General features: G+C 48.3%; 17 protein-coding genes. 2 read left to right on the top strand and 15 right to left on the bottom strand.

Translation table 11 applies throughout. The annotated features are described in order from the left end of the window. Position 1: 1 nt before the first annotated feature. The 10 genes from K8U60_RS04565 to K8U60_RS04520 form a co-directional block, all read right to left on the bottom strand. Positions 2 to 2107 carry a glycoside hydrolase family 3 protein gene (locus tag K8U60_RS04565; protein ID WP_223635058.1) on the bottom strand — a complete coding sequence of 702 codons (2106 nt, stop codon included), beginning with the start codon at positions 2105 to 2107 and terminating at the stop codon, positions 2 to 4. A 17-nt stretch (positions 2108 to 2124) separates the two neighbouring features. Continuing rightward, on the bottom strand, positions 2125 to 3753 hold the full coding sequence (locus K8U60_RS04560) for a serine hydrolase (protein WP_223635054.1): 1629 nt from the start codon (positions 3751 to 3753) through the stop codon (positions 2125 to 2127). A gap of 250 nt (positions 3754 to 4003) precedes the next feature. Further along, complete coding sequence (locus K8U60_RS04555; protein WP_223635050.1) at positions 4004 to 5056, bottom strand: DUF871 domain-containing protein; 1053 nt, start codon at positions 5054 to 5056, stop codon at positions 4004 to 4006. A 73-nt stretch (positions 5057 to 5129) separates the two neighbouring features. Then, positions 5130 to 6509 (bottom strand): PTS transporter subunit EIIC, encoded by a 1380-nt coding sequence (locus K8U60_RS04550; protein ID WP_223635046.1) that lies wholly within the window; start codon positions 6507 to 6509, stop codon positions 5130 to 5132. A 24-nt stretch (positions 6510 to 6533) separates the two neighbouring features. Next, a complete protein-coding gene (gene murQ, locus K8U60_RS04545; RefSeq protein WP_223635043.1) occupies positions 6534 to 7418 on the bottom strand; it encodes an N-acetylmuramic acid 6-phosphate etherase in 885 nt (294 codons plus the stop codon). Positions 7419 to 7548: 130 nt separating this feature from the next. Continuing rightward, complete coding sequence (locus K8U60_RS04540) at positions 7549 to 8397, bottom strand: MurR/RpiR family transcriptional regulator (protein WP_223635040.1); 849 nt, start codon at positions 8395 to 8397, stop codon at positions 7549 to 7551. A gap of 217 nt (positions 8398 to 8614) precedes the next feature. Further along, entirely contained in the window at positions 8615 to 9748 is a 1134-nt protein-coding gene (locus tag K8U60_RS04535) for a M20 family metallopeptidase (protein ID WP_223635036.1), read from the bottom strand. 86 nt (positions 9749 to 9834) lie between these two features. Then, positions 9835 to 11862 (bottom strand): TRAP transporter permease, encoded by a 2028-nt coding sequence (locus tag K8U60_RS04530; RefSeq protein ID WP_223635033.1) that lies wholly within the window; start codon positions 11860 to 11862, stop codon positions 9835 to 9837. Further along, positions 11859 to 12284, bottom strand: a complete 426-nt coding sequence (locus K8U60_RS04525; protein ID WP_223636004.1) for a DUF1850 domain-containing protein — start codon at positions 12282 to 12284, stop codon at positions 11859 to 11861. The genes K8U60_RS04530 and K8U60_RS04525 overlap by 4 nt, the downstream gene beginning before the upstream one ends. Positions 12285 to 12312: 28 nt before the next feature. Further along, positions 12313 to 13302 carry a TAXI family TRAP transporter solute-binding subunit gene (locus K8U60_RS04520; protein WP_223635031.1) on the bottom strand — a complete coding sequence of 330 codons (990 nt, stop codon included), beginning with the start codon at positions 13300 to 13302 and terminating at the stop codon, positions 12313 to 12315. 231 nt (positions 13303 to 13533) lie between these two features. Between K8U60_RS04520 and K8U60_RS04515 the strand changes: the two genes are divergently transcribed. Next, positions 13534 to 14862 (top strand): TrkH family potassium uptake protein, encoded by a 1329-nt coding sequence (locus K8U60_RS04515; protein ID WP_223635028.1) that lies wholly within the window; start codon positions 13534 to 13536, stop codon positions 14860 to 14862. A 50-nt stretch (positions 14863 to 14912) separates the two neighbouring features. Here the strand turns inward: K8U60_RS04515 and K8U60_RS04510 are convergent, their stop codons facing one another. From K8U60_RS04510 to K8U60_RS04500, 3 genes are all read right to left on the bottom strand, one after another. Continuing rightward, entirely contained in the window at positions 14913 to 15533 is a 621-nt protein-coding gene (locus K8U60_RS04510) for a bifunctional 2-keto-4-hydroxyglutarate aldolase/2-keto-3-deoxy-6-phosphogluconate aldolase (protein ID WP_223636001.1), read from the bottom strand. A gap of 21 nt (positions 15534 to 15554) precedes the next feature. Beyond that, positions 15555 to 16511 (bottom strand): sugar kinase, encoded by a 957-nt coding sequence (locus K8U60_RS04505; RefSeq protein ID WP_223635025.1) that lies wholly within the window; start codon positions 16509 to 16511, stop codon positions 15555 to 15557. 251 nt (positions 16512 to 16762) lie between these two features. Continuing rightward, the gene (locus K8U60_RS04500; RefSeq protein WP_223635022.1) at positions 16763 to 17887 is read right to left on the bottom strand and encodes an NADH-dependent flavin oxidoreductase; all 1125 of its coding nucleotides are present in this window, start codon (positions 17885 to 17887) and stop codon (positions 16763 to 16765) included. A 183-nt stretch (positions 17888 to 18070) separates the two neighbouring features. Here K8U60_RS04500 and K8U60_RS04495 point away from each other — a divergent pair, with 183 nt between their 5' ends. Further along, positions 18071 to 19099, top strand: coding sequence for an NADP-dependent oxidoreductase (locus K8U60_RS04495; RefSeq protein ID WP_223635019.1), 1029 nt, complete (start codon positions 18071 to 18073; stop codon positions 19097 to 19099). Between the two features lie 229 nt (positions 19100 to 19328). On the opposite strand, the gene K8U60_RS19000 is transcribed toward K8U60_RS04495, so the two are convergent. Beyond that, positions 19329 to 19463 (bottom strand): hypothetical protein, encoded by a 135-nt coding sequence (locus K8U60_RS19000; protein WP_263298571.1) that lies wholly within the window; start codon positions 19461 to 19463, stop codon positions 19329 to 19331. A 58-nt stretch (positions 19464 to 19521) separates the two neighbouring features. After that, on the bottom strand, positions 19522 to 20529 hold the full coding sequence (locus K8U60_RS04490) for an LLM class flavin-dependent oxidoreductase (RefSeq protein ID WP_223635017.1): 1008 nt from the start codon (positions 20527 to 20529) through the stop codon (positions 19522 to 19524). Positions 20530 to 20613: the final 84 nt, after the last annotated feature.

Raw genomic sequence — 20613 nt, 5'->3', positions numbered from 1 at the left:
GTCAGTAGCTTAAGCCGTGGCCATATTCATAAAACGTTTCACCCGCAAGGTTCGGAATGGTCACCGGCAATTTACCGGTCGGAGCCAATTCGCCCATGATTGCTGAAGCCATCGCCTCGTAACTTGCTGTCCGGAAGCTGTATTGCGTCAAATAGGCATCAATTTCAGGATACGCCATAATGTCATAAGGATTGCGGACTGCGACGCCGATCACTGGCGCTTCCACTTCTGCAACCAACTGATTGACCAGTTTCATTTGGGCGCTCTCTGGTGATCGCTGTGACAGTGATGATGTGGCAGTACCGACGATAACCGCCTTTGCCGATTTGGCTGTCTCCAGCTGCTGCGCGGTTAACGGTGCACCTGTTTCAATCCACATCGTATTGTCATGGCGTGCTTTTAATCCAGCGTACAATTCATCTGAATAGATGTTGCCGACAACCACCAGCATATCTTCAGCCGCTGGGGCCAACGGCAGCACGCCTTCATTTTTCACAAGAGTGATGGATTTTTCAGCCGCTTCTCTTTCTACTTGCTTGTGAGCTTCAGAGCCGACAACCTGCAAGGCATTTGCCGTTTTTTCCTCCAATGAAACCGGCGATTCCTCTTTCAGGATACCGCGCTTCATTTTTAGGCTGAGAATGCGCGTTGCCGATGCGTTGATGCGCTCTTCCGCTATTTCACCGGAACGAACCGCTTCGTAAAGGCCATTTGCCACACTTTCAAGTCCGACCGGCATAAGTACGATATCGGTCCCTGCGTTGACTGCACGAATGACAGCATCCACCGGCCCAAAATGGTCAGCGATGGCCTGCATGTTCAGCGCATCCGTGAAAATAACCCCTTTATATCCCATTTCCTCCCGCATCAATTCTGTCAGTACTTTGTAGGAAAGTGTCGCTGGCAGGTTGATTTCAGTGCCATCTTTCTGTGAAATGACTTTTGTACCGTCAATTTTCGGGAAGGTGACATGTGCTGTCATAATGGCATCAATATCCGCCTCCATCGCTTTTTGGAACGGATACAATTCAACAGCTTTCAAGCGTTCTAAATCATAAGGAACTTCCGGTAGGCCGAGATGCGAATCAACCGCTGTATCCCCGTGTCCCGGGAAATGTTTTGCAGTCGCAGCGGTTCCTGTTTCCTGAAGTCCTTTTGTATAAGCGACTCCCAATTCAGCGACAAGTTCCGGCTTCTCACCGAACGACCGTACACCAATCACCGGGTTATCCGGATTGTTGTTGATGTCAAACGATGGTGCAAAGTTCATATTGATGCCCAGTGCCGACAATTCTTCACCAATGGCTTTTCCAACGTTCTGGGTAAGTTCAGCTGAACGTGTTGCCCCAAGCGCCATATTTCCCGGCATATCGGTTCCTGACTGCAGACGCGTGACGATGCCACCTTCCTGATCGATGGTCATCAGCAAGCTATGCTTTTGGGCTGCCGCCTGATAATCTGTAACCAGTTTGGTTGTCTGTTCAGTCGTCACCACATTCTCACGAAACAGGATCACTCCGCCAAGATGATATTCTTTGACCAATTGCTCGATTTCAGGCAGCATTTCCGTTACATTCTGCCCCTTCCAGTTGCGGAAATCCGGCATCAGCATCTGCCCGACTTTTTCTTCCATGGTCATCTGTCCTACCGCCCTATTGACCAAATCATAGCGATCGCCGCTTTCCTTGATCACCGAAGTGCTAAGCGGCGGCTTGCCTTTTAAGCCTTTTACTTTGGCATCCGGTTTTACTTGGATCGAAATTCTATCTGTAAATGATCCATCTGAAACGGTGATGAACGTTTTGCCTGGTTTCCCTGACACTTCAACGTTTCCCTGTGAATCTACAGATGCCACCGTCTTATTGACAGACTCCCATGTCAGGTTTTCCGAAACCAGCATGTACTGCCCGTCCTCATAGAGATGCACTGCTTGGAGTTGGAGGCCTTTCCCCACTCCACCTACTGCGACTTCAGGTACATTCTGCAGAATCACCAAATCTGTAACCGGACTAGCTGCGGCGGCCTGTCCGCTTCCTGTAAATAATGATGAAATGACTAGTGCCGCGAGTAACGCCGGCACCAAAAGAATTTTCTTCAGCTTGTGCATTTCCCATCCCCCTTTGATCAATAATTGCGTAATGTCCAGTCGTTCTGTTCATCTAACGGTTCTATTTCCTTGCCATCTGCTTTAAGGTTTCTGATATACAAGCCGCGGCCGTTGACTGAACCGTCCGTGACATAGCGGAAACGGAGAAATTGCGTTTCTTTCGGCAGCCTAATTTCATGCTTCTTCCACCCTTCACTGTCTCCTGTCAATTGAAGCACAGCCTCGCTCCAGCTTGTGCCATCCATGGATGTTTCCACATAGCCATAATCGGAATCCTGTTCAATGCGGTTCCATCCATCGAAGGTCAGGCTCGAAGCTCCGTTTGTCGCGACAGTCATCTGATGATTAAGGTGATCCCCATATCCCGTAAACCATGCTGCATCTTTTTTGTTCAGTGGAGCTGAAATTGAATCGGCTACTGCCCGAGCGAAATCACGTCTGATAAAATTAGTTGATACTGTCGTCCGCGATGGATGCACACGGTTAGTCAGCAGAATGGCCGTAGTGTGATTGTCGCGGTTGATGACGATGCTCGTCCCTGTGTAGCCGGTGTGCCCGAAAGTCGAGGAATCCGATAAAGCATCCATATACCAACCTTGGTTCAACTCCCAACCAAGGCCGTGATCATTTCCGGGAAATTCAGGAATCTGATTGGTTTCCAGCAAACGAACCGTTTCTTTTTCCAAAATCCGCTGACCGCCGTATTTCCCATCATTCAGGAACATATGGGCAAGCTTCCCTAAATCCAAAGCAGTTGAAAATACACCGGCGTGCCCAGCTACTCCATCGAGTGACCATGCATTCTCATCATGTACTTCCCCCCATACCATCCCCCTGCCGATTGCCGGCTGAAATTCCGTTGCCGCAATTCGTTGCTTCAGCGATGCTGGCGGATTATACATGGTGTCTTCCATCCCAAGCGGACCAGTAAGCTCCTTATCGATAAATTCATCGAGGCCCATGCCTGAGAACTTTTCAATCAATGCACCCAAAGTGATTAAATTGAGGTCGCTGTATGTATAATTCTCTCCTGGGTGATTGGCTAACGGATATTGTAGGGCGTATTCAATCCGTTCTTCACGCCCGCCTTCCTGCTGATAAAGCGGCACCCACGAGGTGAATCCCGATGTATGCGTCATCAGCTGCCGTATGGTCACCTCTTCTTTCCCGTTAGCTGCAAACTCCGGCAAATGGAGTGCAACCGGATCATCCAGATTGAAAAGGCCCTCTTCAAACAGAATCATTGCTGCTGTAGTCGTAAAGATTTTACTGATCGATGCGACGTCAAAAATTGTATCCGCTTTCATCTCCACCGGATTGGCCATCTTCGTCTGTTGGTCATCTGTGTAGAGGGCTGAATAGCCATAAGCTTCGTGTTTCACGATATGCCCGCTCTTTGCGGCAAATGCGACAACTCCAGGTGCTGTACCGTTTTTCACTGCTGTTTCCATCATTGCGTCAATCTGTTCCAGTGGCTCTTCCATCAATCCCGCACTTTTTGCTGAGCCTTTATGCAGCACGGAAGACAGCGGAGCCGGTGAATCCCATTGCCTGGCCGATGAAGCTGAAGCTGGATTGGCCGATGGCAAGACCAATGAAACTGCCATGACTGCTGTTAAAGCTGTAAAACATAACCCTTTCTTCATGTTATCCCTCCAGATCAAATCAATTTATAATTCGAAACCCGTTATTCTTTAAGCCTACAGAAAGCTCCATTGGCTGCCTATCCACCAATGGAGCTGTATTTACAATATATTCCGAATATTTTATTTTTAACTCTATTTCCAATTACTTACTTCGATGAAGTTTAGCTAATCATAAAGTATCATATAACATGAAATTAAGTTTCAAAAAAAGAAAGAAAGATCAGCTCGTTAAAAGCTGCTCTTTCTTTGTTCAAATCCACTTTATCCGAAATTTCGTGCCGCCCTTGATATACTGCAACAACGAAAGATCTTCATTGATGACTTTTCCAATGACGTTAACCTTGTCATCGGCGGGTAAATCTCTTTTGGTAATTTGCAATTCGCCCTGGTAGCGGCTATAACGCTCATTATCCACCGTAATACTGCCTTTATTCCGTGCAATGACATTGTTCGGTTTCAATAGGTGGGTGCCGATTAAGCCGTATTGGCGCGATTCCATGGAACGGATGCAGTCCCGCGCTGCATCCCAGCGATTGGTTTGGACATCCATCTCTTCCATCTCCACCAAAGCTTTTGCCCTCAATAGAATTTCGCCTTCATGGAACGCGCCAAATTGTTCCAGGGTGTCATCACTGAGTGTAATGTCGCCGACCAGCACCCTATCCACCGCGCCCTGATCCTTCAGATGCAGGTAGGCTTCAAAAGGATCCGCGTCCCGGTGTTCCTCTAAAGTGGGTAATCCCTTATGCACTGGTCCCCGCAAAATCCCATCTCCGGGAATGAAGGCCATCACGGTCAGTCCTTCACTTTTCAGCCATAGATTGGTTTTCACAAACTCTACGGAATCCAAACCGGTCTCCGGACGCGGATAAAAATTATGCCACATCTCAACAGCATCCCGCTTCAAACCAGCGGAATTCAATGCAGCCAATCCACTTCTCGTCAACGTACTGGCATTCAACGCAATTTTCATCCGGTGGGACAACTCCGCAATTACGTTGTCGTCCATCCCATAGTCAATCCGCAGCCCGGTCAGTCCCCACTCCAACAGACCTTCCGCACTCTCCCAACTAAAACCGAGATGAGCCAATGACTGCGGCGCGATGTCCGCCATCAGTTCCATATCAAACTTTAGAGCCCATTGCCCCAATTGCTGTAGCCGTTCCTTATAGAGCAATGGATCGTCCTCTGGAATATGCAGTGAAGTAAAAATTGATGTGAATCCGAGCTTGCTGAGCTTTTCAATATAAGGTTCTAATTCCTGAAACGAATCGTCCCCCAAATAAACCGAAATTCCACGCATTGTGCCAACTCCTTTTCAATAGCTCACATACTTTTAAACTAATAGAAAAAAAGGGAGATTTCTCTCCCTTTCCTTAAATCCCTTCTGCCATCTCTTCTTTGAATCCAAATAGATAGGTGAAGATAAATCCAAAAATATACGAAACGACCAAACCGACGAAGTACCAGACATACTTGCTTTCAGCAATAAGCGGAATCAATGATATGCCTGACACCCCTATTCCGAGTGCTGCCGTATGCATCACTGCCTGGAAAGCACCGCCAAATGCAGCACCCATACAAGCCGTTATGAACGGACGGCCAAGTGGCAAAGTTACACCGTAAAGAAGCGGTTCCCCGATGCCGAGGAATCCAACAGGCAGAGCCCCTTTAATGATGTTCTTAAGACGCTGATTTCTAGTTTTTATATATACTGCAATGGTGGCACCAACCTGCCCAGCTCCAGCCATTGCCAGAATCGGCAGTAAAGCTGTCGCGCCAACAGTGTTCATCAACTCGAGGTGAATCGGAGTCAAACCATGGTGCAGGCCGAGCATAACAAGTGGAAGGAAGAAACCGGCTAGAACGCCTCCTGCTAATACCCCACCGACATCAAGAACCGAAGTTAACACAGTCATAATTCCATCTGATAAAAGCCCAGCGACTGGGACAACTGCATAAAGTGAGAAGAAACCAACAACCAATAATGTAATCAGAGGTGTAAATAAAATATCGACAGAGCTGTGCATCACTTTACGTACATTCTTCTCAACAAATGTCATCAGCCAAGCTGCAAATATTACGCCGAATAATCCACCTCTTCCGACGACCAGCGGTTCTCCATAAATAACGATATCCGCCAGCATCGGGTTGAACAAGATTCCTCCTGCAATAGCGCCCAGTACCGGTGTTCCACCAAACTCTTTGGCTGTATTCCAGCCGACCAAAATAGCCAAGTAAGCGAATACAGTACTTCCGAGCAGCAATAAAATCTGCATCCAGGTTTCAGTAGCATCCACACCAGCGTTTTTAGCGAAGTTGGCTGCACCGTTGATGATTCCTGAAGCGACCAGACCTGGAATCAGCGGAATGAAGATATTACCGACCCGGCGAAGAAAGAGCTTGAAAGGCGTCTTGTTCTTTTCTTTCAGTTTAGCTTTATTCAAAGCAGCTTTTTCCGTGAAATCCATATCATTTTCGTCAACATCCGCCATTTCACCGATGGCCAATCCCGTTTCACTGCTCATTTCAGCAGCAACCTTATTGACGGTCCCAGGACCTACGACGATCTGAAGTGTATCATCTTCGATGACACCCATTACACCATCCACACGCTTCAATTCGTTCAATTCTACTTTACTGTCATCTTTAATCGACAAACGCAACCGCGTCATACAATGTGCTACTTGATTGATATTCTCTTTTCCCCCGATTTTCGCGAGAATGTCATGCGCCATTTGCTGTTCTTTTTTCATACTTCCCCTCCGCTCCCCTAAATGTTATATAGCTTTTCGAACAAAACCGCCAGCTGCCTCCAGTTTTTCGATAGCTTGTTCTTTCGTGCAATCCAGCAGACTCATGACAATCGCTGTTTTTACATGGCCGTCCGCTTTTTCGTAATAACGCTGTGCTGTGGCATAATCGACTTGGGCGGCATCCATAATAATCCGTTTGGAGCGCTCAATCAACTTTTCATTGGTGGCTTGTACATCCACCATCAGGTTGCCGTAAACCTTGCCTATCCCGATCATTGCAGCTGTCGAAATCATATTCAAAACCAGCTTCTGTGCAGTTCCAGCCTTTAGACGGGTTGAACCGGTCAATACTTCAGCTCCTGTTTCGATTTCAATCGCCGTATCGGCATAGCCGCTGATTTCCGCTCCTTTATTGCATGACATTGCAACCGTTTCTGCCCCAATCTGTTTGGCATATTGAAGTGCACCAATCACGTAAGGTGTGCGGCCGCTAGCCGCGATTCCGACAACCGTATCATCAGCTGTTAAAGAAACCGCTTTCAAATCGTCCATTCCCAGCTCAGGATTGTCTTCTACGCCTTCTATCGCTATTTTGATCGCTTCTGTTCCTCCAGCTATGATTCCGACAACCTGTTCAGGTGAAACACCGAATGTCGGAACGCATTCGACTGCATCCAAAATTCCCAAACGACCACTGGTTCCGGCACCGATATAAATCAATCTGCCTCCTGCTTTAAAAGAACGTATGGCTTTTTGTACCGACTCTTCAATGTTGGCGAATTCCATTTCAATGGCCTTTGGAACAAGACGATCTTCCTGGTTCATGGTCTGCAATATTTCCAGCACTGACATTTCATCCATCTTCATGGTGTTGTTATTGCGTTTTTCTGTGGATAGATTTTCCAGCATCAGATCACCCTTTTACTTTTATTTCTTGTTTTCATTTTATCTCCAAGAAATTTAATGTCAATATAAATTATCTAAATAGTGAATTTAAATTTCATAACAGCAAAAAAAAGAGAACCGGGTCTACGGCTCTTCATCTTCTTAAATTTTCCATTTCACTTCGGGCATCATAGTATTGCTGCAAAACCTTCTCGCCGACATGATGGAAAATGCTCATATACAAGGTATCGATGACCGTCAATTGCGTCATCCGCGAGGGAATGCTGCCAATACGGAAGTCCTGTTCAACATTTGGTGTGCATAGCCGGATGTCAGCCTCTTTGTACAATGGTGATTTACTGAGTGTCGTGATGGCGATGGCGGTCGCCCCTTTTCTTTGTGCAAAACGGGTGAGCTCTAAAACATCCTTGGTTTTTCCGGAAGTGCTGATCGCCACGAAAACATCGTTTTCCGTCAAATGAGGAATAATCGACAGCATATAATGAAAATCAAGGGAAGTGATCGAGTGATAGCCCAGTTTGGTGAATTTATACTGAGCATCAACTGCGGCCGTAGATGAGCCCCCAACACCGAAAAAGACAATTTTGTTAGCATACTGAATCGCTTCCACTGCTTTGGCCAGTTCTTTCCGGTCCATGGAATCCGCGCACGATTCAATCGCTGATTTATTGACATGGATGACTTTATGAAAAAGATCATATGGCGAATCCTTTTTGTTCAGCACCGAAAAATCGGTGAGGCTGGTATCTGTTAAAGTCAAATCTTTCATGAGTGCCAGTTTGAAGGATTTAAAGCTGCCGATGCCGATCGATTTGCAGAAACGGATGATGGTCGCTTCGCTAACACCTGATTTTTGCGCCAGTTCTTTCGTCGTCATATGGGGGACAGCTTCCGGATTTTCAAGAACATAGTCGCCGATCCGCCCTTCTGCCTCTGATAGTTGCGGCAGTACGTCTTTTATTTTTTGCATCAAAGAAGTCATCTTTGAACCCCCTGTACTTCTGTTTCTGTCATCTATCAATTACACAGCCCCATTTTAAAGGCGGTGCGTAAAACATCTTAGTTCACTCGACTTATCAAGCATACATGAAAGTCGGATAGATGTTGAGTCCATTATCTCAATGAAGGGGGAGGCAGCGTGATAACTTTTGTGTTTGCCGGAAAGCTTCCGTCTTCAGCGATTTTTCCTCTGCGGCCCCTTATCCCCCACTCAACCGCTCAATCACATTCGCCAGCAGCAAGGTCCGTTCAGTCAGTGAGGACACTACCAAATATTCGGTTTCCTGATGGGCATTGCCTCCGACTGGACCCAAACCATCAATTGATGGAATGCCGATATGAGCCGTCAGGTTGGCGTCTGATCCGCCGCCGCTCTTCTCATGCTTCAGTGACATACCCAGTTTAGCTCCTTCTTCGGCAATGATGTCGATTAAGCGGCGCGATTCCTCCGTCATCACCCAGGCTGGCCGTGTGATGTGGCCGGTCAATTCCACTGTCGTTCCCGGTGTTTCAGTGTAGCTGCAGATTTCTTTGATGGCTCTGTCCAGCCGTTCACCGTCTTCGGGTGTTTGGATCCGCAAATCGATTCCCGCTTCGGCAAAAGGTGCGATGGTATTGACTGATGCTCCACCCTTGATCAGACCGACATTGATTGTGATGCCTTTTTCCGGTTCGCTCAACGCATGCAGTTTGAGAATTTTCCGCGCCAGTTCTTCAATGGCACTTGCCCCGTTTTCCGGTTCGATGCCTGCATGTGCCGACTTGCCGAATACGTTCAGGAAGTATTTCCCGCCTCCTTTGCGTTCACTGACGAGCTGGCCGTTTTGTGCCGGTTCCAATATCAATGCGTACTTCTTATCTGCGGCAATTCTTTCAATTAAGTTGCGGGATGCAACAGAACCGATTTCCTCATCCGTATTCAGCACCAACACCACATTTTTATAAGCTTCACTGCCGCTGTTCATCAAAGCTTTGATGGCGAATAAAGCAGTGGCGTGGCTTGCTTTCATATCGATGACACCCGGTCCGTGCGCCAAATCGTCTGCCACATGGAACGGCCGTTTTTCTGCGGTTCCTTCTGGAAATACGGTATCCAGATGAGCGATCATGACAATTTTAGGTGTTTTTGCTTCTGGATGACGAATGACCAGATTATTGCCAAAACGCTCCTGCTCATGTACTTCTGTATAAAACCCGATCATCTTGTATTCCTCTGCAAGAACCTCACCCACACGGTCGATTCCGCTTTTCAGGTAGGAGCCACTGTCGATGTTGACCAGGCTTTCTATCAATTCCAGCATCGGCTGGTGGTTTGCCTCAATGAATTCTTTCATGTTCGCCGATCCTCCCATTTTCCCTTTATTCTATCAAAAAAAGCCGGACGGCAGAAAATCTGCGGTCCGGCCGATATACCTATTGTTTACGAAGCAGCAGCTGCCGTATTTTCTTTTTTGCTCTTCAGGAAATTGATGACGAAAATTCCCAATACAATCGTCAGGCCGATGAAATCCGTCAAGGTTTCCGGAACGATCAGCATCAGTGCTCCTGCTCCGAGAACGACGCGGAACAGGACATTGAGCTTTGTCTGGAAATACCCTTCCGCTGCTGCACTCAACCCGATAATGCCAATGATGGCGGTGATGGTGATCAGCAGGATTTCCCATATCGGCGGCAAGGCAAATTCGGTGGCATTGACCGCGATATCTGTCGTGTCGATCATCAGCATCGCTGGATTATAGACAAACAGATACGGGATGATGAAACCGGCGATCGACAGGCGCAATGCGTTCAAGCCGGTCCTCATCGGATCGCCTCCGGATATCCCCGCACCGGCAAATGCGGCAAGGGCGACCGGTGGTGTGATATTGGCGAAAATACCAAAATAGAAGACAAACAAATGTGCCACCAGAACCGGAATGCCGAATTCAGCAAGTGCCGGCGCTGTCATGGTCGCTGTGATGATATAAGCCGGAATGGACGGCAAGCCCATCCCCAGAACAATCGAAGCAAGCATCGTCAGGAACAGCGTCCAGAAAAGCGATCCTGCACCAAAGCTTGTAATTGCTGAAGTCATGACGGTACCGAAGCTCGTCAGGCTGACCACACCGATGATGATGCCGACGACCGCACAGGCAATCATGACGGACAGCGATTGGCGTGCCCCGTTTTCCATCGCTTCGAGAATATCCTTGAAACCCATGCGCGTCGATTTTCTGAGCCCCGCAATGATGACTGTCAGGACGATGGTATAGAATGCTGCGTAAGCGATTGGCATGCCTGTATAAAGCATGAAAATCAAACCGACAATCGGCAGCAGCAAATGCCCTTTTTCCTTCAGCACTTCTTTGGTTCTCGGCAGATCCGCTTTCGGAATGCCTTTCAGGTTTTCTTTGCCGGCACGGAAATGGACCTGCATGATGACCCCGAGGAAATACAACACTGCCGGCAGTAAAGCCGCAAGGGCAATTGTACCGTAGGCTATCCCTGTCGTTTCCGCCATGATGAAGGCACTCGCCCCCATGATCGGCGGCAAAATCTGCCCACCCACGGAGGCACTCGCTTCTACGGCGCCGGAAAAGTTTTTATTGTAGCCGATTTTTTTCATCAATGGAATGGTGAAAGCACCGGTACCGACCACATTGGCTATCGCCGAACCGTTGATGCTGCCCATGAATCCACTGGAAATGACCGCTACTTTGGCTGGTCCCCCTTGCTTGCTGCCCGCTAAGGCCATGGCAAGGTCATTGAACAATTGGCCCATTCCCGATTTGGCGAGGAATGCACCGAATAGGATGAACAGGAAAATGAATTGCAAGGAAGCGGAGATGGCCGTCGAATAGAGACCTTCCGTCTTCAAGTACAGCTGGCCGAAAATATCGCCAAGGTCGAACGGCCGCGTCATCAGCATATTCGGCATCCAGACAAAATGGCTGATGAACGGATAAGCCAAAAACACCAATGCGAGAATCGGCAGGATGATGCCGGTTACGCGCCGTGCTGCCTCAAGAACCAGCACAACGGTCAGGATGGCAAAAACGATATCCAATGTATTCGGAATCCCGCCGCGCGTCGTCATGATGTCGTTGTATTCATACATCAAATAGCCGGCAGTGCCCAGACTGAAGATAAACAAAATCCAATCATAGAATGGAATCTTCGTGCGATCCTGCTTTTTGAATGTCGGATAGACCAGGAAAATCAGCCCCATACCGACGGCGACGTGGATGGAACGCGCTTGGAGGGCAGGAAGCGGATTGAAGGTCACGTATAGATGGTAAAGGGTATAGGCGATGGCAATCGCCGCAATCAACAAGACCAGTTTGCGGTTTTTCAGTTTGCGGACTTTGGCATCCGTATCGTATTTCTCCAGCACTTCCTGGCTGATGTTTTTGTCTTCTTCATGGGCTGAAACGCTTTCGACGTCCAAATCCCGGTTGTCTTTTGTCATAGCTTGTTCCCCCTTGCATAATTCCAAAGATGAATAAATTCAATCGTGATTGCAACAAGCTCATAGTCTTCCGTATAGTCATACAACGGAATTTCCTGATCGGCTGTGATGATCGTCGTTTGTGCATTTCGGGAAACCGTCAAATTCATTTCATTGAAAAGGCGGCCGATCTTCATATGGACATATCCATCTTCTGAAGATATGATTTCGCCATCAGAAGGAACACCCGCGCCGTAAGTTTTGAACTTCGTTTCCGCCAGCAGCAGACTATCTCCGTCCCGTTCATAAAATTCCAGCCATTCTTCCTTTTCGACTGAATGGATCCACTGCAGCGTAAAGTCCGTTTCCTTTAAATAATAACGTTCTTCTCCAAAGTCGAACTGTACGACAGGAATCCGCCAAAACAGGAAAAAAAGGAGCACAATCAAACATGCTCCTCCCGCCAAAACTTTATTGCTCATCGTAGTAACGCTGTGCCCCTGGATGCAGCGGCGCTACCAAGCCTTCCTGTGCAGCTTCTAAAGTGATGTCGGCAGCTGCCTGGTGGGAATTCTCCAGCGTATCCAGATTTTCAAAGAAGGTTTTAGTCAATTCGTAGACGTCGTCTTCACTCATATCCGAGTGGACCACTAAAGCGTTCATGATTGCTGCAGTTGGAATGGCTTCTTCATTGCCATAAGTTCCTGCTGGAATTTCAAGCGCGATAAAGTAGGACTGATCCTCCGCCACACGCTCAACGTCTTCCGGCGCAATGGAAACCATGCGGATGTCCAGTGTTTCAGACAGCTCCAGCAAGGATGCGTTCGGCAGGCCGCTTGTCAGGAAAGCCGCGTCGATTTGTCCTGCACGCAGGCCGTCAGCCGCTTCTGCGTAGCCCAGGTAATCCACATCGATGTCATCGTATGTGATGCCGTAGCCTTCCAACAGCGTACGCGCATTCACTTCCACTCCGGAATTCTGGTCGCCTACCGCGATCCGCTTGCCGCGCAGGTCTTCAAACGTTTCAATGCCTGAATCCGCAGTGGTGACGATTTGGACGTAGTTTGGATACAAGGCAGCGATTTGGCTGATTTTGTCTGTCGGCTCTGTAAAGCCTTCCGTTCCTTCAACCGCCTGGCTGACCACATCGCTCATGGTGAATGCCATTTCAATCTTGTCTTCCTTGATCAAGTTGACGTTCTCAACCGAAGCACCGGTCGTCTGTGTTCTTGAATTGACGCCATATTGCGAACTGTACGTTTCAGCCAGTGTCGAGCCGATGATGTTATAAGGACCGGACGCTCCACCCGTAGCGATGGTGACAATATTCGTCTCTAGTCCAGCGGCTTCCTCGCCCCCGCCTTCTTCTGGGTCCGTAGTGACATTGTCATCTCCACACGCTGCTAGAACAATGCTTCCGGCAACAATCAAAGAGAAAGCGCTTGCCTTCATATTTTTCATCTCTCTACCCCCTAGGTTTTTTCTCATTATACCGAAATTAAGAAGTGATTAATAGGAAATATTCTTTTTTTTCTGATTAAATAAGCATTTGTGCTTCGTTATAGAGAAATGACTTTTCCGTAACCTGCTGAAAAACTGTCCTTTTCACCGTGCATAATTTTGTTGACAGGCTGCCGAAACAGGAATAGAGTAGGCTCATAATTTCAGTTCAATGGATAAGGAAGTGCCCTGATGCGCTCTTGGAAAAAAAAGCGGATAACCATTTCGCCGCCGTTGGTTATTTCCGGTAGTTTTCTATTTTTGATTTTGGCAGGCACCTTATTGTTGAAGCTGCCGTTCGCAACCACACGTCCGATTTCCTGGACCGACGCCTTGTTCACCGCCACTTCCGCAACCACAGTGACGGGGCTCAGCGTCTTTGATCCCGGCACTGTCCTCACCGGATTTGGTGAAGTGGTCCTGCTGGTGCTGATTCAATGCGGGGGCATCGGGTTGATGACGTTCGCTGTCGCCATCCTCATCTTGTTCCGGAAAAAGGTCGGCCTTCAAAACCGGATTTACCTGCAGGAATCGCTGACCCAAAATACGATCGGCGGCATCGTCAGACTCGTCAAATTGATTTTGACATTCGCTTTGACCGTGGAAACAGTGGCCGCTGTTCTATTGACCATCTACTGGATCCCGGAGTTCGGCTTTAAGGATGCACTCAACTACAGTGTCTTTCACGTCATTTCCGCTTTCAACAACGCAGGGTTTTCTTTGTTTCCCGATAACCTGATGAGCTTTGCCGGAGATCCGTTGGTTAATGTGCTGATTTCCTCCTTGTTCATCATCGGAGGTATCGGGTTCACCGTTGTCATGGATATCACACAGAAAAAATCGTTTCACCGGTGGGCTTTGCACACCAAGCTGATGATCAGCGGCACATTGATTTTGAATGTTGTAGCCATGCTCGTGATTTTCGCTTTGGAATACGGCAATCCCGGAACTCTCGGCAATCTGTCTCTGCACGATAAATTGCTGGCTTCCTATTTCAGTGCTGTAACGCCGCGGACTGCGGGATTCAATACGCTGAACTACGGGGAGTTCGAAGATCCGACATTGCTGTTCACGATGCTGTTGATGTTCATCGGAGGCGGCAGCGCTTCGACCGCATCCGGCATCAAGTTGACGACTTTTATCGTCGTTATCCTTGCGACGATTTCTTTTTTGCGGTCACGGCGCGAACCTGAAATTTTCGGCCGTTCCATTCGGATCGAAACAGTGATTCGCTCCCTTGCCATCACAACCATCAGCGTTCTGCTGGTTGTCTTCTTTCTGTTCCTATTGACCGTAACCGAAAAAATCCCGTTCCTGCCACTGGCATTCGAAGTGGTGTCAGCGTTCGGGACCGTCGGCTTGTCCATGGGCATTACTGCCGATTTGAGCGATCTTGGCGAAATTCTGCTGAGCCTGGTGATGTTCACCGGCCGCATCGGACCACTGACTTTGTTCTTTATCTTAATGAAGCCGCACAAGGAAAATTACCGTTACCCGTATGACGCAGTGTTTACGGGTTAAATCTAAAAAATGCAGCTCCCGAAAATCCGGAGCTGCATTCTTTCATTTCTTTACTCTTTGCTTTTCTGCATGTATTGTTGGCTGAGCTCGACCGCTGCATCGAAACCGCCTGCTGCATAGGCCTTGTTCAAGTCGCTGCCGATTCCGACAGCTACTGCACCGGCGGCCAGCCAGTCCTGGATATTGTTCAAATTGATGCCGCCAGTCGGCATGATGCGGACATGCGGCAGCGGTCCGTTGACCGATTTGATAAAGGAAGGTTCAAAATTATTCGCCGGGAACAATTTAAGGATGTCGCTGCCTGATTCCAATGCTTTGACCATTTCCCGGATTGTCATGCAGCCAGGCAAATACGGGATGCCATAGCGGTTGCAGATTGGTGCAATTTCTTCGTTGAAATGTGGGCTGACAATGAATTTCGCTCCCGCCAAAATGGCATGGCGCGCTGTTTCCGGGTCCAGTACTGAACCTGCGCCGAGCAGGACATCTTCGCCTTCAAGCGCTTCGAATATCCGCTGGACGTGCGGCGTCGTGTATGTCAGTTCAATTGCACGAATGCCGCCCTGTACTGCCGCTTTCGATAATTCAACCGCTTCTTCTGCACTGTTGCCGCGGATGACCGCGACCACTTTCGTCTCAGACAATCGGGATAGAATAGCGTGCTTTAACATCAATTGATTTCCTCCTTTGGATTAACGTTCGATGATCGTTTCCTTGCTGATCAATGCCTGCACTTCCTTCAGGTAAGGGAGCCCCTCGTTGTCTCCTGACACGGTCGTCACCAATGCACCGACGCCATTGGCGAATTCCAGTGACGCTTCCGGAGAATAGCCATGCAATACCGAGTAGATATAGCCGGCATCAAAACCGTCTCCCGCTCCTACAGTGTCGATCGGATTGACCTTGAACGCTTCCTTCTCGTGCCATTCACCGCCCGTAAAGACGCGTGCTCCGTTGCCCCCGTCTTTGATGACCAATTGGCCGATCGAGAAATCCGCCGCGCATTTTTCCAGCGCTTCGATTGAAGCGTCACCGATGATCAATTCAATTTCATCCAAACCAGTTAACAGGATATCCACTGACGGCAGGATTTCCATATAAGCGGCTCTCGCCTGTTCGATGGTCCATAGCTTGAGGCGGATATTGGGATCAAATGAAATCCGGATTTCCAGCTGTTTTGCAATTTCCAGCACTCGCTTGGTGATAGCCAGATTTTTTGGATCAATGGCCAGGAACACGCCGGTTAAATGAATGATGTCGATGCCTTCAAACATTTCCGCAGTGATGTCAGCCGGCTCCATCGTCAGGATCGGTGACTGGTACCGATAATAGAACGTCTTGCCTGAGCCGTCTTCCCGGATCTCCTTGAAGTTCAATGAAGTCGGATAGCCCTCCACAAACTCGACATCCGCCATGTCGACGCCTTCGCCACGCGCAAAATTATAAATGACACGGCCGAATTCGTCACCGCCAAGACGGCTTGCCCATTTGGAATGCAGACCCAAACGTGCACAACCGATCGCAAAATTCAATTCTGCCCCGCCGACTTTCCGTGTAAAAGCAGGGACGTAACGCAATGGACCCGTTTCCGACGGATTAAACGTAATCAACGCATCTCCCAATGTAAAAACACTATAACTTTTAGTCAAAATGGTCACTCCTTCTTTTTTATGATCGAAATCTATAGGTAGATCCTCTAAGATGAAATTGCTTCAAACTATTTACTAAACCGGTTTAGTAAATTATAGATGACAGGGCTTACAAAATCAACCTTCTAGAAAGAAGTAGTCGGATAAATGAAACTTAAGCATCACCATTTCACTCCTTCTTCGACCGCTTAGCGCAGGGTTCCCATTAAAAAAAGCGTTCAACTTTGGTTGAACGCTCAGCGGGTAAAATATTAATTGTCTGCTACTTTGACCATGCCATATGAGGTGATCAGATGCCACATATTTTGCGGGATGTCTAAGTTGCCGACCATTTTTTGTGTGATGACAGGATGGATTTCCTGTTCCTTGCCTTGCTTCACTTTTTCAGTCCATTCCGGATCAATCAGTGCCTGGCGTCCGATTACGACGATGTCCGCGCCTTCTTCCAATGCCATCAATGCATCTTCCGGTGTTTTCACGCTGCCGACTGCCACAAAAGCAACACGGCCATTGATATGATCCGCTAAGATGCGGACAATGCTGTCGCCTTGTTCCGCGCCTTTTGGCGTTTTCTTTACTTCCATCAATGATACATGGATGTAGTGGATGCCACGCTGGATCAATTCTTCCACCAATACTTTGGTTTCTTCTATTGTATAACCGGCTCCTGTTTCGTTGTTTTCTTCCGGTGACAGGCGGTAGCCGACGATAAACTGCTCATCTGCATATTTTGCGACGGTGTCCTGAACTTTTTTCTGGACAGCCAGTGGAAACTTCAAGCGGTTTTCAAGGCTTCCTCCCCACTGGTCCTGGCGCAGGTTCGTAGCCGAAGAAACGAATTGCTGAAGCAAGTAGGTATTGGCACCGTGGATTTCCACGCCGTCAAATCCTGCCTCAATCGCTCTTCTTGTCGTTTCACCGAAGTCTTCGATGATCGCTTCGATTTCCTTCCCGGTCAATTCACGCGGTGCCGGCTTACCTGCTGCATTCGGCACAGCGCTTGGTGCAACGGTTTCATTGGCTTTGATCAACGCAGCCTGTCCTTGGCGGCCGCCATGCTGAATCTGCAGGATGGCTTTGCTGCCTTTTGATTTCATTTCTTTTGCCATTTGCGTCAGGCGCGGAATAGCATTGTCGTCAAAACCGATAAACTGGTTCGGGAAAGCGATGCCGTTTTCAGACACTGCAATGCATGCCGAGATGAACAAGTCGCCAAGACCTGCCCGGCGGTTGTAGTACGTCAATTCTTCGTCCGAAACGGTGCCGTCTTCATTTCCTGAATACGTCGTCATCGGTGCAACACCCAAGCGATCGTTCAAGACGACGCCGTTCGGCAATGTAATTTCGTTAAATAGATCTTTATAATGTGGATTCATGGAATTTCCTCTTTTCTGAAATAGGTTCTCTTCCGAAAGGCTTCGGTATTTCAAAATAGCATAGGCATTTTAAGGAATCAAGAATACACGCTCGCCACCGTTTTCCGGTGCATTATTTTTGACCACCCTCATTTCGAGTGGTACGCTTTTCATCGAATTCGTATATAGTAGGAGGAATTTTCCATGACAAACCAAACACATAGAGAAATCCATTTGGTCAATCGCCCTGAAGGCATGCCAAGCAACGATGATTTTAAATTTGTTGAGAAAGAAATTCCGACACCTGGCGATAACGAAGTCTTATTGAAGACACTTTACTTGTCGGTCGATCCATATATGCGTGGACGGATGAGAGATGTAGAATCGTATATCCCCCCATTCGAATTGAATAAAGTACTGGTCGGCGGTGTTCTTGCCGAAGTGGTCGAGTCCAATTCGGATTTATTGAAAAAAGGCGATATCGTCAACGGCAACCTCAGCTGGGCGGAGTACAATGTAGCGGACCCAAAAAAACTGCAACAAGTGGATCCAACTGTCGCTCCGATCACTACACGGCTTAGCGTCCTCGGCTTGACCGGGCTTACTGCTTATTTCGGATTGCTGGACATCGGCAAACCGCAGGCAGGCGAAACGGTTGTTGTTTCAGGCGCAGCGGGCGCTGTCGGTTCGATTGTCGGCCAAATCGCCAAAATCAAAGGAGCGCGTACAGTCGGCATTGCAGGCTCTGATGAAAAAGTTGATTACCTGATCAATGAACTCGGCTTTGACGCAGCGGTCAACTACAAGAAAGACAGCTTCGAGGAAGATCTGATTGCAGCGTTGCCCGGTGGCGTCGATGTTTATTTCGACAACGTCGGTGGAGACGTTTCTGATGCAGTCATCAACCAGCTGAACCGCAATGCCCGCGTTTCGTTATGCGGCTCGATTTCTTCCTACAACTCACCAGGCGAAGATGTCGGCCCGCGCATGCAATGGAAATTCATCAAAACCAGCTCGATGATGAAAGGTTTCACGCTCGGCGATTACGCGAAAGACCTGCCGACAGGCGCCGCAGCCCTTACCCAATGGTTCCAGGAAGGCAAATTGAAATACGACGAAACGATTGTCGAAGGCTTTGAAAACACGCCGGAAGCATTCTTCGGACTCTTCAAAGGCACTAACCTCGGCAAGCAATTGGTGAAAGTCGCTGACCCTGAGTTCGCGAAGCTATAAACCTGTGAAAAGCCGCCTGTCTGGGCGGCTTTTTTTCTATTTAATCGGCGATACTGTCCAAACTCGTTGAAATACTGTCCAATGCAAAAAACAGCCGCAACGAGCATGCGGCTGTTTCCATTTATTTGGATATACTTTCTGTTTGGGCTGGAATACTTTCCGTTTCCATGCAAATACTTTCTGAATGCCATCGAATACTTTCCAAGTCCCCCGAAATACTTTCTTTCCTTTACAATTCCTTAAGAAAACGGAAAACCATACGCGGAAGATAAAATAAAATCTCGAAGATGTCGACAAAAAAGTCGATTACATCAAAAATCCACCAGCGGTCTTTCTTCTCTTTTGTTTTCGTTTTGATTGCCATCTGCCATCTCCGCCTCTTCTGCTTTTTTACTGTATACGCAGCAATAGCGGAAATGGTTTCATTTCCCAGAAAGATTAAATGCCGATGCCAATAAATGCAGCTCGTTCATGCGGTGATCCGCTCCGGAAATATTGGGGATGATGGTGATTTCATCTGTATTGTAGCGTTCTGCAAGGGATTCAATCTGAACTTTCACTTGCTCGGCGGTACCAATCAGCATGCGCTGCCGGTTGCGCACTACTTTTTCCTGTTCATTGGCGCTGAACCCCCGTCGTTTCGCCGTGTCGATAGATGGATAGTAAGGCGGCTGTGAATCGGACTCGACAAACAGCAGCCACAGGTCGAACGCAGTCGCCAGCTCCTCGGCTTTTTCCGCCGTTTCAGCAACGACTGCAAAGACGGCGATCATCACCTTCGGCTCTTTCAAGAATGCCGACGGCTGGAATTTTGAGCGATACGCCTCAACCACTTCTACTCCTTGCTGCGATGGCTTGGCAAAATGTGCAAAAGCATACCCCATCCCTTTTTCAGCCGCGAGCCGCGCACTGCCCGGACCTGTGCCCAGCAGCCACAATTCCGGCGCTGTCTCGATGATTGGCATGGCAAGCAGCGGCTTGAAGCGATGTTCGCTTTCTGTGTCATCAGCGAAGTATTTCTGCAGGTCGGTCAATTGCTGATCGTAAGGAAGCCGTTTCGTTTTGCTTTCATTCAATGCTTCATTGACGATCCGATAGCTGCGCGAACGGCCGATGCCAAGATCGATGCGGCCGGGATAGAGCGCTTCGAGCATGCGGAAGTTTTCCGCTACTTTATAGGCGCTGTAATGCGGCAGCATGACACCTCCCGAACCGATGCGGATGATTTTGGTAGAGGCGGCCAAATGCATCATCAGCATTTCAGGCGTGGTGCCGGCAACCGACTCGACCTGATGATGCTCGGCTACCCAAAAACGCTTAAAGCCGAGCCCTTCTGCCAGCTGCGCAAGTTCCGTCGTCTGCTTTAGGGCAGATGCTGCCGTTTCGCCTTCATCAATCGGGGAATAATCCAGAATGTTCAATGAAATCATTTGCCTGCCTCCTTTGCTGGTCTTTGAATAGTAGCATGCCAGCCCAAATGCATTCCACTAATGATAGCTGGTGATACCTGATAA

Origin of the sequence: Planococcus circulans (assembly GCF_020023385.1) — a bacterium.
Taxonomy (GTDB): Bacteria; Bacillota; Bacilli; order Bacillales_A; family Planococcaceae; genus Planococcus.
Note: the sequence above shows the minus strand (reverse complement) of the source record. Positions and strands in the feature narration are given on the sequence as shown.

Bases quoted from the DNA above. Each gene is read 5' to 3' on its own strand.
- K8U60_RS04565 (WP_223635058.1), bottom strand. From the start codon at position 2,107: ATGCACAAGCTGAAGAAAATTCTTTTGGTGCCGGCGTTACTCGCGGCA.
- K8U60_RS04560 (WP_223635054.1), bottom strand. From the start codon at position 3,753: ATGAAGAAAGGGTTATGTTTTACAGCTTTAACAGCAGTCATGGCAGTT.
- K8U60_RS04555 (WP_223635050.1), bottom strand. From the start codon at position 5,056: ATGCGTGGAATTTCGGTTTATTTGGGGGACGATTCGTTTCAGGAATTA.
- K8U60_RS04550 (WP_223635046.1), bottom strand. From the start codon at position 6,509: ATGAAAAAAGAACAGCAAATGGCGCATGACATTCTCGCGAAAATCGGG.
- murQ (WP_223635043.1), bottom strand. From the start codon at position 7,418: ATGCTGGAAAATCTATCCACAGAAAAACGCAATAACAACACCATGAAG.
- K8U60_RS04540 (WP_223635040.1), bottom strand. From the start codon at position 8,397: ATGACTTCTTTGATGCAAAAAATAAAAGACGTACTGCCGCAACTATCA.
- K8U60_RS04535 (WP_223635036.1), bottom strand. From the start codon at position 9,748: ATGAAAGAATTCATTGAGGCAAACCACCAGCCGATGCTGGAATTGATA.
- K8U60_RS04530 (WP_223635033.1), bottom strand. From the start codon at position 11,862: ATGACAAAAGACAACCGGGATTTGGACGTCGAAAGCGTTTCAGCCCAT.
- K8U60_RS04520 (WP_223635031.1), bottom strand. From the start codon at position 13,302: ATGAAAAATATGAAGGCAAGCGCTTTCTCTTTGATTGTTGCCGGAAGC.
- K8U60_RS04515 (WP_223635028.1), top strand. From the start codon at position 13,534: ATGCGCTCTTGGAAAAAAAAGCGGATAACCATTTCGCCGCCGTTGGTT.
- K8U60_RS04510 (WP_223636001.1), bottom strand. From the start codon at position 15,533: ATGTTAAAGCACGCTATTCTATCCCGATTGTCTGAGACGAAAGTGGTC.
- K8U60_RS04500 (WP_223635022.1), bottom strand. From the start codon at position 17,887: ATGAATCCACATTATAAAGATCTATTTAACGAAATTACATTGCCGAAC.
- K8U60_RS04495 (WP_223635019.1), top strand. From the start codon at position 18,071: ATGACAAACCAAACACATAGAGAAATCCATTTGGTCAATCGCCCTGAA.
- K8U60_RS19000 (WP_263298571.1), bottom strand. From the start codon at position 19,463: ATGGCAATCAAAACGAAAACAAAAGAGAAGAAAGACCGCTGGTGGATT.
- K8U60_RS04490 (WP_223635017.1), bottom strand. From the start codon at position 20,529: ATGATTTCATTGAACATTCTGGATTATTCCCCGATTGATGAAGGCGAA.